The sequence below is a fragment of the Holdemania filiformis DSM 12042 genome (genome assembly GCF_000157995.1).
In the GTDB taxonomy this organism is placed as follows: Bacteria; Bacillota_I; Bacilli_A; order Erysipelotrichales; family Erysipelotrichaceae; genus Holdemania; species Holdemania filiformis.
The window spans coordinates 177,334-190,282 of record NZ_GG657558.1; the positions used below are offsets into that span (position 1 = coordinate 177,334).

The following is a 12,949-nucleotide window of genomic DNA, read 5'->3' on the forward strand; positions in this document are numbered from 1 at the left end:
GGAAAAGGCATGAAAAAAGCGGAGTCCGCCTGACGCTGCCGCCCGGCTCTCTGCTGTACTGAACCTGAATTTGCTGAGCTATAAAATGATTTTTACAGTTACGCTGAACGTTTCGCCGCCGCTGCCCCGGCCTTGCGTCCGAAGTGGCAGGTGCCGATAACCGCGGTGCCGCAGCCTGGATAGTACGGACCAACCCAGCCGCCCGCATTTAAGCCGGCCGCATACAGGCCTTCGATCACCTTGCCGTTGACATCGACGACTTCGCAGTCCGTCGTAATCTTCAAGCCGCCCAGCGCGCCTAAGTTATAAGACGTGTTCTTATAGGCATAGAACGGGCCGCTGATTGGTTCCAGGCCGTCCTTGCGGCCAAATGGATCTGTGCCGGCCGCCACGTCTTCGTTCCAGTCCTTCATCGTCCGGGCCAAGCCCGCCGCGTCGATCCCCAGCTTACCCGCCAGCTCTTCCAGCGTATCCGCTGTGATCACAACTCCGTCGGCGATATCCTTGGCTACGCTTTCCGCCGTCCACGGCGCACCCGGCGCTTCCAGACTGCTCGCTCCGAAAATCATGTAGGTCGGGCCCTGCAGCTGCATTTCCTGCTGATAGATCGCGCGGTAATGATAAGCGTACGTCGCGTCCTCGCAGACAAACCGCCGGCCGGCCTGATTGACGATAAACGACGGGAATACCGGGTTGCGGTTATCTGTCGCCGCGCCCGTCTTGCCGCAGAAATCGATCGTACCGCCGCTGACATACGCTGCGCCCAGCTCCATTCCCATGCGGATGCCGTCGCCCGTATCGGAAGCGACGCACAGACAGATCTGCGTCGTATCGTCCCAATACTGCTGCGGATTTAATTCCTTTGCCATCTCCGCGTTCTGATCGACGCCGGCGGCCGCCAGAATGACGCCCTTGTTCGCCTTGATCGTAATCGTCTGGCCGTTCTGTGTCGCTTCCGCGCCGATGACCTTGCCCTTTTCCGTAATCAGACGGGTAACTTCCGTTTCATATTCAACAACCGCACCTAAGCCTTCGGCGACCTTCAAGACCGCCTGAACATAGATACCGCCGCTGCCGGAAGCGCCGCCGCCCTCATAGACGTGAATCCGGTCCGCCAGCACTTCATCCTTGACATAAGGAACGTGGCAATGGCCGTAAACGCTCGTCCATTTCAAGCCGCACGTGCTGGCCAGCCATTCGATGTCTTCCGGCGCGCCCATCGCCAGATCCTTGACCAGCGCTTCGTCCAGCTGGCCTTCGCCTTCCGTCATCCAGCACTCAAAATGCTTTTCCGGCGTATCGTCCTGATACGCGGTGAATTGTTTCTGATAGGTTGTGCCGGCTGCCTGCATAACGCCGCCGGACAGATTGGTAGTCCCTCCGGCAATGCCCGCTTTTTCCAAAACCAGCACCTTCGCTCCGGCCTCCGCGGCCGCTGCGGCCGCACAAACTCCCGTGCCGCCGGCGCCGACGATTAAGACGTCCGTTTCCTTTGTCCAGCTGATCGTGGAGGCCGAAGCCTTCGGCGAATCCTCGCTGCTGCATCCGCCCAGCATCCCGACGGCAGCCAGTCCCAATGTGGAAGCGGCGGCGCCTTTCAGGAAATCCCGGCGGCTGATTGATTTCTTTGCCATGTTTCTTTCCTCCTGTTATTTTGTGATTTTATTATCCATTTCAACGAAAGAAGATTCAAGAAACAGGTCGGCGGTTTTGTTCCTCTTTGTCCGCAAATTCACGATCAATCGTTGAAATACGGCTTAAACCGTTCCGGCAGCGTATCGTGGGAAAGCTGGATCATCTCATCGATCGTCTTATCCATGCCGTTCTCCACCCATTCGCACATAAGCTCGAGATTGCCGTAAATATGTACCCGCAGCATCGCCATCGTATGCCAGTCCTGCACGTCTTCTCCATGGCGCTTCAACGTTTCCGCATACAGGTTCAGGCTGATCTGAAAAATGTAGTTGCGCAGCGAGTTGGGATCATGCGAGCGCAGCGCATTCTGAAAGAAAAACAGATTTTCCTGAAACACCTGATAGACGGCACTTACTGAATCATGCCAGCCGCAGCCGTCCAGAAAGGTATTCAGCGTCTTATCAAAAATTTTCTGATAACTCTTGTTGACCAGATCATATTTATCCTGATAGCGCCGGTAAAAGCTGGACCGGCTGACGTGAGCTTGCTTCAACAGATCGTTGACCGTCAGTTTGTCTAACGGCATCCGCCGCATCAGCTCGATCAAAGCGTCGAACAGGCATTGTTCCAGTTCTTCTTCATTTTGATTGATTCCGATCGACATTCCGATTCTCCCCCTTTTAGCGCGGCTTCGCCTCGCTTTGTCTTCTCTATGATAACGAAAGGAGTCCGGCTTGACAATCGCTTTTCCGCACTTTCCGACACCCTTCTCCCGAAAATGCAAAAAACGCCGGTGATCCGGCGTTTCGGCTTTTACAGCTTCAGAATATAATCGGCTTTGCGGGGTTTCGGCTGCGGAGCTTCGCCGGCCGGGTGACCCAGCGCCAGCGCGCCGACGCCGCGCAGGTTCTCGCTCAGACCCCATTCTTTTAACAGCGCCTTGCCTTCCTCGCTGTCGAACATCTGACGCTCGCGGTGAATCCAGACGCTGCCCAGCCCCAGCGCATGCGCCGCCTGCATCATCGTGCACAGCACGCAGCTGCCGTCTTCAACCCAGGTGCCGACCGTACTGTCGGCCAGGACCAGAATGATCACCGGTGCGCCATAGTAGGGATCGGTTCCCGGTTTGGCATATTCGGCGTTCATCCGCGTCAGCTGCGCGCGCAGCTGCGGATCCTGAACGGCGATGATCACCGGCGCTTGTTTGCCCTGACCCGTGGGAGCGTAAGTTCCGGTTTTTAAGACAAGATCCAGCAGTTCGGCAGAGGGGGCAGCGGATTGAAACTGGCGGATTGCCCGGCGTGTTTGAAGATCTCTGATCGTCGCTTCTGACATGGCAATGATCCTCCTTTTTCTTTTATTATACCGCGTCCGTCAAGCACCGGAGGGCTGTTGATCCGGGAAATGGGCCAGAAACTCGACCAGCTGCGTTTCTGCCAGCGGCCGGGAATAATAGAACCCCTGAATCAGATCGACGCCTTCCGCGCGCACAAATTGATCCTGTTCGATGGTTTCCACGCCTTCCGCCAACACTTCATAGCCCAGCTCGTGAAAGACCCGGATCAAATATCCGGTCATCGTCGCGCTGCGCGGGTTTTCCACTGCCGATACGACAAGACTGCGGTCCAGCTTCACTGTGCTTAAAGGCATGTGCATGACGGAATCAATATTCGAATAGCCGGTGCCGAAATCATCCATTTCGATCTTTACACCGTGTTCCATCATTGTCCGGGCAAAGCGGATCGTTTCCTCAGGATTCTCGGCGAGGGCCGTTTCCGTAATTTCAATGATGATCTGTTCCGGATCGGTCCGGCACTCGCGCAGCGTTTGCAAGACAGTTTCCGCCAGCTCCGGCTGAACCAGCTGAACGGCTGAAAAATTGACATGCACCGCCGGCAGCGTCACTCCCTGTTCCTGCAGCCGGACGATCATCGTGCAGATCTGCCGCAGAATCTGCCAGGTCATCGGAATGATCAGTCCGGTTTCCTCGGCGATCGGAATAAACTCGCCCGGCGACAGCGGCCCCATAGGGCTTTCAGGAATCCGCATCAGCGATTCCACAGCGCTGATCCGTCCGGTCTTCACTTCTAAAATCGGCTGATACACCATGACAAACGCCTGTTCCTGCAGCTTTTGTTTTAAGATTTCAATGATCTCCGTGCGCCGCCGCATCCCTTCGAGCATCGTCTGGTCGCAATAACACAGCTTCCAATGATGCAGCTTCGCCTGATTAACCGCGTATTCCAGACCGTTGATCAAACCTTCAAGACTTTCCGCGCTGTTGGGATAGGCAGCCAGCCCGATCACCGCATGCAGCCGATAGCTGTATCCGTCGATCTCAAACGGTTTGTTAAAGCGGTCCAGGATGTCCTGTTCAAGTTTTTCCATTTCTTTAGGCGTGCGGTTGCGGATCAGCAGCGCGAATTCATCGCCGGAAAACCGATACAGGGGATAGGGCGCGGCCATCGTTTTTAACGTCGAAGCGATCTGTTTGAGGAAATGATCGCCGGTCCGCTGACCGAAGTGATCGTTGATCTGCTTGAAGTCGCGCAGCGAAATTACCATCACCAAAAACAACGAACGGTTGTTCTGCATCGACAGGCTGATCATTTTCTGGAACTCGACGCGGTTGCCCAGCCCCGTCAGCGGATCCAGAGAAATCTGCTTATTTTGTAAATAGAGATAAATCAGCAGGATCGCCGTCGTCGCTGCCGATCCGCTTAAGATAACGTCGGGAAACAGCTGCTGAACGACGATGACGCTGCAGGCGATCAGCGGGAAAACAAATAAAATTTTATAGATCTGCAATTCCAGCCAGCGGCGATACCGCCGCACCAGCACGACGGAGATCAAACAATAAAAATAGAAGATCAAATAAGTCGTGATAATCCAGGATCCTTGCAGATAAACCCCTGCCCGGATCGTGAACAGCATCCCGGTCCAGGGATTGAGCAGAACGAGAATGGCATACAAAACGCCCGGCAGAATGCCGAGCCAGAGCGCACGCCGGCCGCCGGTATGTTCCTCAAAAACCGTCGCCGCCGTGTAGCAATAATAGGCCAGTCCCATTAACGGCGTCGCTAAAAAATAGATTTCCGTTACGCCCCAGCACAGCCAGGAATCAACCCAGTGCGGACTGGCCAGCAGCAGCGTCGAAAGAACGTTGGATACCATCGCCGCAAAGGTCGCTCCCAGGCAGCACTGAAACATCCGGTTTTTCCACGACGGCAGCAGCGTGCCTTTGTGGGCGTACACCAGAATGATCGATAAAAAAACAATGGAGATGCACTCCGCCGCGATATTCCAGGACATACGCTCCCTCTTTTCTCCAAATTAGTTCGTTATTCAATCACTTTCATTATAACCATTTCTGAAAGCAATTACAATTCCAGAGTGATCGCTGCCGATGACAAGCCTGGTTTCAAGTACGTCGATGAAAATCCTCCATTGCTTTAGAAGGAGACTATTTAAAAATTGAACGGCGGAATTTTAAAATAACTGTTCACAGCTTGGTACAAACATATACAGTTAACTCAGCGTAAAAAGCAGAGGTTATTTCTCTGTTTTTTCGTGCCAATAGTAATACGAATCAGAATTATATTCTTCAAGATCATCCAAGCTCATTTCTTCAAGAACAATATAAGCTTTTCTATCCTTCAAAATCAAATAAAAGTCTACACTTTCTGATATGGGCGAATTTTCAGATAACATTGACGGCATAAATTCTCCTTTAGCACTGTAACTATTTTCAGCAATCTCAGTCAATGTCCCTTCATAAATTGATCGATGAAGTCGAACATAAGCTTCTTGATCTTGCTCAGTAAATAGATCAAGATCGAGACCCACTCCACAATCCGCAACCCATCGTATGTTCTTTGTATCCAAGTTAATGATGATATCCGTAGGGTAAAATAGAAACTTTTCTTTAATTTGATCTTTAATATTCGATGTTTCTGGAATGAGACCACGATAATCTCTTTCTGAAGCATCCTCCCCGATATTTTGAGTAGAAGCCGGCTCAACTGTAATTGTTGGATCAGCGATAACTTCCTTTTCTTTGAATGAACAACTACACAAGAAAACCATGGATAAACTCATCAGCAAAATGTTTTTCATTTTTCCCTCCGTTACCGCATTTTAGATTTAAAATTTCTTCTATTCCTTCATTGATCGCTCGCTGAATCCTGGATTTTATTATTTGGTATATGGTCCATGTCCTCAAAAGATAAATAAAATTCCCTGTCCCCTCCACAAAAGAGTTTCACCCCAGAAGATGACCGATGTTTCCATTTTAATATAACTTATCAAAGCGCGGGGAGAGTAGGAACCGACATGAGTCTGAACTTGATTCTGATCCATAATTAATTCCTCCGGCTTGTCTTATCCCCCCGCATGCCTCTTCGGACACAGCCCAGGCTTCTTTAATTTCATTATACCGATAGTTCCCTGAAATACAATGTGTATTCGTTCATCAAATCCTTACGCCGCGGCAGAAAAAAACATCCGCAGTAAACGGATGTTTCAAGGATTTATTCTTCTTCCAGCTCTGCCGCAGCCTTGTTCAGCTCGCGCATGTGCTGCCGGCGTTCCAATGCCGTCAAATATTTCTTGCGGATCCGGATATCCGTCGGCGTTAGTTCAACCAGTTCATCGTCGTTGATGAATTCCAGCGCTTCTTCCAGCGACATGATCTTCGGCGGAACCAGCTTCATCGCTTCGTCGTTGCCAGTCGAACGGACTGCCGTCATCTTCTTGTTTTTCAGCGGATTGACGTCCATGTCCATGTTCCGGGCCGACATGCCGATGATCATCCCTTCGTAGACTTCCGTCTGCGGAGAAACGAACAGCTGGCCGCGTTCCTGAATATTCCACAGCGCATAGGTCATCGCCTTGCCGGTTTCCGTGGAAATCAGCGCGCCGTTAGCCCGCTGCGGGATATCGCCCTTGTAGGCTTCATAACCGGCCAGACGGCGGACCATCGTGCCTTCGCCGCGCGTATCGTTGATGAATTCCGAACGGTAGCCGAGTAAGCCGCGCGTCGGAACCGTGTATAAAATCCGCGTGTAGCTGCCTTCATCCTGGATATCGACCATGATGCCCTTGCGCAGGTTCAGCTTGGAGATGACCGTGCCCGCGTATTCGTTAGGAACGCTGCACACGACTTCCTCGACCGGCTCATACAGCGCGCCGTCAACCTTGTGCATGATGACCTCCGGCTTGGAGACCGCCACTTCATAGCCTTCCCGGCGCATGTTTTCCAGCAGGACTGACAGATGCAGCTCGCCGCGGCCGGAAACCTTGAAGCAGTCGGTCGTATCGGTTTCTTCAACCTTCAGGCCGACGTTGACTTCCAGTTCTTTTTCCAGCCGTTCACGGATGTTGCGGGAAGTGACGTATTTCCCAGACTGTCCGGCAAACGGTGAAGTGTTGACCATAAAGTTCATCGACAGCGTCGGTTCTTCAATCCGGATCATCGGCAGCGGCCGGATGCTTTCCGGATCACACAGCGTATCGCCGATCGAGATATCGGCTACGCCGGAGATCATGACGATTTCACCGCACTGTGCTTCCGGCACAGCGATCCGGCTTAAGCCCTTATACACGAACACCTGATTGATTTTACGGCGTTCCTGACGGCCGTCCTCGTTGCACAGGATGACCGTGCTGCCCTCTTTCAGCGTGCCTTCATAAACCCGGCCGATGCCCAAACGGCCGATGTAATCGTCGTAAGCCAAGGCGGAAACCTGCATCTGCACCGGTTCTTCCGTGAAATCCGGATAGGCTTCGCAATGCTTCAGGATCGTTTCAAACAACGGGATGATGTCCTCGTTTTCATCATTTGGCTGATAACGCACGATTCCCTGACGGGCGATGCCGTAGAGGATCGGGAAGTCCAGCTGTTCGTCGGTCGCGTTCAGATCGAGGAACAGATCGTAAACCTCGTCGATGACCTGATCGGCCCGTTCGTCCTTCTTGTCGATCTTGTTGATCAAGAGAATCGGGCGCAGGCCGCATTCCAAGCTCTTCTGAAGCACGAAGCGCGTCTGCGGCATCGGTCCTTCGCTGGAATCCACCAGCAGGATGACGGTGTCGACCGTCTTGATGATCCGTTCAACCTCGGAGGAAAAATCCGCGTGGCCCGGAGTATCGACGACATTGATTTTGTAATCCTTGTACGTCACAGAACAGTTCTTGGAGTAAATTGTAATGCCCCGTTCCCGTTCCAGATCGTTGCTGTCCATAACGCAGTCAACCGTTTCCTCGTTATCCCGGAAAACGTGACTCTGATTTAAAAACGCATCCACCAGCGTCGACTTACCGGCGTCGACGTGGGCAATGACCGCGATGTTAATAATCTTCTGATATGCCATAAAAGTACCATTCCTTTACACAGTGATTTATTATAGACGCATTATCATTAAATTACAACAAAAACCGCATAACAAAGCGATAAATCGAAGATTGACAAATTTTGAAAAAAGCGGCGGAGCGACTTTTCCACCCCTTGTTGAGACCCGGGTTTTCCTCCGTTTGTTTCTTCTGCGGACCACTTCGGGCATCTGGCACCTTGTGAAAACCCATGAATTTTAAGCAAACGAAAACCAGTCAGTCAGCGACCGGTTCGTTTTTATCTTGTGGCGTTGTATCAGAATCCGTTTCCGTTTCCTGAACCGCTTCCGTTGAAGACGGCAGCGTCAGACCGCGGACGTTGAGATTGCGGTTGACCTTGGCATCGTAGGAGCCGGCCCGGACGATTTCCTTCAGGTCGATGCCGGTGGTTTCTTTCATCGACTCAAATAATTTCGCCATGACGGCCGGCACGTTGCTGGACACTCCGTCCAAGCCGCTGCCTTCGCCGCCGATAATCGTGATCTTGTCGATCTGGCTTAACGGTTCGGCAATCTTGCCGGCAACCTCCGGCAGAATCTGGATCAACATTTCCGCCATCGCGGCGTCATTGTATTTCTGATAGGCCAGCGCTTTCTTTTCCATCGCTTCCGCTTCGGCAATGCCTTTGGCCCGGGCAGCTTCGGCTTCCGCTTCGCCGACCATCTGGATGCCCTGTGCTTCACGTTCCTTCGTATACCGCTCCGCGTCAGCCTTGGCTTTCTGGGCTTCCGCTTCCTGCTGGATTTCAAATTTGCGCGCTTCGGCTTCTTTCTGGCGGGCGTACAGCTGGGCGTCGGAGCGCTGCTGCTGCGCGTATTTCTCCGCTTCCGCCTGCTTGCGGATCTGCGCGTCCAGCGCTTTTTCCTTGACCTCCGCTTCCTTCTCCTTCAACAGAACCTCGCGTTCCTGTTTGGCGATATTAGCGTTGGCCGATGTGATTTCAATCGTTTTGCGCTGGTTTTCCTGTTCGATCTGATATGCAGCGTCAGCTTCGGCCTGTTTGAGATCCGCTTCCTTTTTCAGCTCGGCCTTCTGGATTTCCAGCTCGTTGTTCTTGATCGCGATCTCGCGCTCCGCGTTGATCCGCGCGTCGCTGGCCTGCCGGTCCGCCTCGGCTTTCGCCACGGCGATTTCCTTATCCGCTTCGGCTTTGGCGATCGCGGCTTTCTTCTTGATCTGCGAGATATTGTCGATGCCCAGATCGTCGATCACGCCGTTGGAGTCGGAAAAGTTCTGAACGTTGAAGCTGATGATGTCCAGTCCCATCGCCGCCAGGTCCGGCATCGCGTTTTCCTTGACCAGCTCCGCGAATTTCTGACGGTCGCTGACCATTTCCTCTAATTTCATGCGGCCGACAATCTCGCGCATGTTGCCTTCCAGCACTTCGCGCGCGACGCGGGCGATATAGTCCGTATCCTGATTCAGGAAGTTTTCCGCGGCGACGGACAACCGTTCGCTGTCGCTGCTGATCTTGATGTTGACGGCGGCGTCGACCAGGATATTGATGTAATCCGCAGTCGGCACGGCGGTAGACGTCTTGACGTCGATCGGAATCAGCTTCAGACTCAGCCGGTCCATCCGTTCAAAGAAAGGAACTTTAATACTGGCCTTGCCGATGATAATTTTCTTCCGCAGGCCGGAAATGATATACGCCGTATCGGGCGGCGCTTTGATGTAGCCGGTCGTCAAAATCACGATGACGAGCACAGCAATGACGAGCACGATGATCAAACTCTGATAAGCCATTACTGCTTCCAACACAAACATCCCTCCTTCACTTGTGGTGGCGCCTTGCTTGCTTTCTGTTGACCGATTCCTCACCTCTTTCCGGCAATTCGCTTCGATAATTTATTTCTCTTATTTATCTTATCAAATTGTTGATCTTAGTTTAGCATAGATTCTTTATTTTGTAAATATATTCACAAGATTTTCATTCTGCGTTCCCTTTCAGAATGAATCCAAAAAAAGACAGGAATCGAATCTCCTGTCAGTTCATGAATCAAATCACAGATGCGGACGGCGCTTGCGTTTCTTCCTGGCTGATTTATAGCGGCGCTGTTCCCGCCGGTAGTCGCGGATCAGAATCAGACACAGAATCAAACCCAGCACAACCAGCCCGAAGAAGACGGTATGGGCTTTTACCCACTGCTGAAATTGATGGAAGCCGTAGAGCAGAGCGCTGCGCTGATAACGGCGCGGACTGGTCAGCTCGATCCGAGCTAATTCCTGCGGGGTTTCCGTGTCGGTGCGGGTGATCGTCGCCATGCCTAACCGCTGGCCTTCCTCAATCGGAGCTTGAAGCTCCCCGTCCAGCTGAGTTTCGATCTGCAGCGCAGACAGATCATAGCCGTTGGGCAGATTCAGCACGATGTCGGTCCCGGCCTTCAGCGTCAGCTTGTCGTTGAACAGGACAAACGGAACCTTGGTTTCCAAGAGCGTCTGATCCGCCGTTAAAACCGTTTGCTTGCTGTAATGATCGTAGAAATAATCATAGATATGGTCCGCGTCGAGAATGTGATACGGGGTATTGGATACCGGGGCATGCGCGGTGATCAACATATACCGCGTGCCGTTTTTCTCCGCGATCGAAGCCAGACACAGACCGGCCGGATTGGTATACCCGGTTTTGCCGCCGAGAATCGAATCGTTGTCGATCTTGGCGGGGTCGGTCGACGAGATCTTCGCGAACAGCGTGCTTTCCCACACCAGCCCGCCAGTGTGCAGCGACGGGGTAGCGGTGTAGCGGCGGGTCTGGAAAATCTCGTTAAACGTCGGGTTTTCCAAAGCGTAGCGCATCAGCGTTTCCAGATCACGCAGCGTCGTATAGTGATCGGGATCATGCAGTCCGGATGTATTGACAAAATGCGTTCCCGTCATTCCTAACTCGGCCGCTTTTTCATTCATCAGTCCGACAAACGCCGTTTCGCTGCCGGCTTCTTCCAGTGCCAGCGCCTGCGCGGCATCCGCCCCCGAAGGCAGAAACAGACCGTAAAGCAGATCTTTTACCGATACGGTTTCGCCCTGCTTAAACCCGGCGACCGAAGCGTGCGCCTCCGCCAGTCCGGCGAACACCTCCGGTCCCAGCGTCATCGTGCTGTCCAGCGCCGGGGCGTTTTCAATCGCCACTAACAGCGTCATCATCTTGGTCATGGAAGCAGGATAAATCTGATCCTCGCTGCCTTTGTCAATCATCACCTGGCCGGTGTCCATATCGACCATATAGACAAAATCGCTTTTGATCTGCGGAAAATCCGCATCCTCTTCCAAATAAGCAGTCCCGTCCTCAAAGCGCGGCGCATCCTGGCGCACGATTTCCCCGATCTGGGAATCCGCCGTGATCAGCGCGCGGCCAGAGACTTCCGCATGAACCGGCGTCAGTGTCAGACCCAGCGCCAGTAAACTTAATTGAATCATTCTTTTTTTCACGTTGCAAAACTCCTCGCTGAATTCCTTCTTATTATAACAAAAGTCCTGTCGATGTTCCTTGCGATTTTCTTTCATTTTTCTCAATCTGCTTAACTTTTATTCCTTAATGATTACGATTTTCTGATCAAACAAGGCGGAAGAAAGCTTAAACGCGGGTTGTCCGTCTTTTGGTCTTGTATTCCTCCGGTTGATCAGTACTTGACTTCACCGCCAAAAAGAAGCTGGCAGAGTCCATTCTCCGCCAGCCTTCATCAGGGGGTCATGCCGAACTTATTCCAAACGGCGGGCTTGTACGCGGTCACGGATCACGCTCAGACTGCTTGTGTAGGTGATCAGGAAATAACCGCCGTAGATCAGGGCCAGGAACCCGCCGACAAGCAATACCTGGCTGCCAATATCAATTTTGACCAGCGCCACCAGCGACTGAATCACCGCGCTGACGCCGACGATGGAATGCACGATGGCTAATGCCAACGGGAATAGGAAATAAATTGCGATCTGGGTGAACAGCGAGCGGCGGATCATCTTTTCCTCAACGCCGATCTTTCGCAGCAGAGCGTACCGATGCACATTGTCCGCGGATTCCGACAGCTGCTGCAAAGCCAGGATCGCTGCCGACGCGATCAAGAAGACCAGGCCCAGATAGACTGCGATATACGACAGGATCAGCTTCATCCCGCCGGAGGCCTCGTACATCTCCGCGCGGGTGACGCCGTTGTAAGCGAAACCCGTCTGCTGCCCATAGGCTTTGATCATTTCATTTAGACGCGCGTCGCCTTCCTCGGCAGGTACGTTATAGTTCAGATTGAACGACTGACTGGCTGGAATCTTATTGGTGAAAAATGAATCCGGCAGCACGATCGTTAAGAAGTTGCCGTAAGCACTGAAATTCTGAAGCTGTAAGAACAGCGCCGGCTGGCTGACCGTCAGCGTCTTGCCGTCGATGATCAGCTCGCGGTGTTCCTTGACTGCCTTGAAGATATCCGACTCGGCAGCGTTCATCGAATAGGTGATCAAATATTCATTCTCTGCCAATGCAACTTCCGGCTTCGACTGCATTGTCAGCGCGGCGTTGAGCTGGGACAGCGGCAGGAAATCGATCGCCATTTCCCCGACATCGTGGGACGTGCTGGCCTGCATTGTCGCGATGACGTCCGGGCTGCTGAAATCCTTGATTTTTACGGCCAGATCATACAGATCCAGATCGGCCGCTTCACGGGCCAGACCATCCAGATCCAATCCTTGGCTGCGGAAATCTTCAGTTAAATGGAAGCCCAGCGACTGCGTGTCGTAAACGTACACAGTCGCGTCGTACGGCGAGGTTTTCTCGACATCGCCCGCCAGCACCTGGCCGAAGGACAAACCGGTGCACAAAGCGCCGATTGTCAGCAGCAGCATGATGCAGATGATCGTCATCGACACGAACGCCGAATTGATCCGGCTGTTCAGCTGACGCATGACGAACATATTCAGGTTGCGGTAGTAGAAGCTTTTGCGG

General features: G+C 52.7%; 8 protein-coding genes and 1 pseudogene. All 9 read right to left on the reverse strand.

The window, feature by feature from the left end:
• Positions 1–98 precede the first annotated feature (98 nt).
• Positions 99–1,634, reverse strand: a complete 1,536-nt coding sequence (locus HOLDEFILI_RS11490) for an FAD-dependent oxidoreductase (RefSeq protein WP_006059876.1) — start codon at positions 1,632–1,634, stop codon at positions 99–101.
• Positions 1,635–1,738: 104 nt separating this feature from the next.
• The gene (locus HOLDEFILI_RS11495; RefSeq protein ID WP_050766971.1) at positions 1,739–2,299 is read right to left on the reverse strand and encodes a TetR/AcrR family transcriptional regulator; all 561 of its coding nucleotides are present in this window, start codon (positions 2,297–2,299) and stop codon (positions 1,739–1,741) included.
• Between the two features lie 149 nt (positions 2,300–2,448).
• Complete coding sequence (locus HOLDEFILI_RS11500; RefSeq protein WP_006059878.1) at positions 2,449–2,970, reverse strand: nitroreductase family protein; 522 nt, start codon at positions 2,968–2,970, stop codon at positions 2,449–2,451.
• 39 nt (positions 2,971–3,009) lie between these two features.
• On the reverse strand, positions 3,010–4,947 hold the full coding sequence (locus HOLDEFILI_RS11505; RefSeq protein WP_006059879.1) for a putative bifunctional diguanylate cyclase/phosphodiesterase: 1,938 nt from the start codon (positions 4,945–4,947) through the stop codon (positions 3,010–3,012).
• A gap of 240 nt (positions 4,948–5,187) precedes the next feature.
• Entirely contained in the window at positions 5,188–5,751 is a 564-nt protein-coding gene (locus HOLDEFILI_RS11510; RefSeq protein WP_006059880.1) for a hypothetical protein, read from the reverse strand.
• A gap of 413 nt (positions 5,752–6,164) precedes the next feature.
• On the reverse strand, positions 6,165–8,006 hold the full coding sequence (typA, locus tag HOLDEFILI_RS11515; RefSeq protein WP_006059883.1) for a translational GTPase TypA: 1,842 nt from the start codon (positions 8,004–8,006) through the stop codon (positions 6,165–6,167).
• 235 nt (positions 8,007–8,241) lie between these two features.
• Positions 8,242–9,792 carry a flotillin family protein gene (locus HOLDEFILI_RS11520; RefSeq protein ID WP_006059885.1) on the reverse strand — a complete coding sequence of 517 codons (1,551 nt, stop codon included), beginning with the start codon at positions 9,790–9,792 and terminating at the stop codon, positions 8,242–8,244.
• 237 nt (positions 9,793–10,029) lie between these two features.
• Complete coding sequence (locus HOLDEFILI_RS11525) at positions 10,030–11,451, reverse strand: D-alanyl-D-alanine carboxypeptidase family protein (RefSeq protein ID WP_167317148.1); 1,422 nt, start codon at positions 11,449–11,451, stop codon at positions 10,030–10,032.
• Positions 11,452–11,721: 270 nt separating this feature from the next.
• Positions 11,722–12,949: pseudogene (locus HOLDEFILI_RS11530) on the reverse strand (ABC transporter permease); the annotation flags it as partial.

Coding starts and splice junctions, on each gene's coding strand:
- HOLDEFILI_RS11495 (WP_050766971.1), bottom strand. CDS start 2,299: ATGTCGATCGGAATCAATCAAAATGAAGAAGAACTGGAACAATGCCTG.
- HOLDEFILI_RS11490 (WP_006059876.1), bottom strand. CDS start 1,634: ATGGCAAAGAAATCAATCAGCCGCCGGGATTTCCTGAAAGGCGCCGCC.
- HOLDEFILI_RS11505 (WP_006059879.1), bottom strand. CDS start 4,947: ATGTCCTGGAATATCGCGGCGGAGTGCATCTCCATTGTTTTTTTATCG.
- HOLDEFILI_RS11520 (WP_006059885.1), bottom strand. CDS start 9,792: ATGTTTGTGTTGGAAGCAGTAATGGCTTATCAGAGTTTGATCATCGTG.
- HOLDEFILI_RS11510 (WP_006059880.1), bottom strand. CDS start 5,751: ATGAAAAACATTTTGCTGATGAGTTTATCCATGGTTTTCTTGTGTAGT.
- typA (WP_006059883.1), bottom strand. CDS start 8,006: ATGGCATATCAGAAGATTATTAACATCGCGGTCATTGCCCACGTCGAC.
- HOLDEFILI_RS11500 (WP_006059878.1), bottom strand. CDS start 2,970: ATGTCAGAAGCGACGATCAGAGATCTTCAAACACGCCGGGCAATCCGC.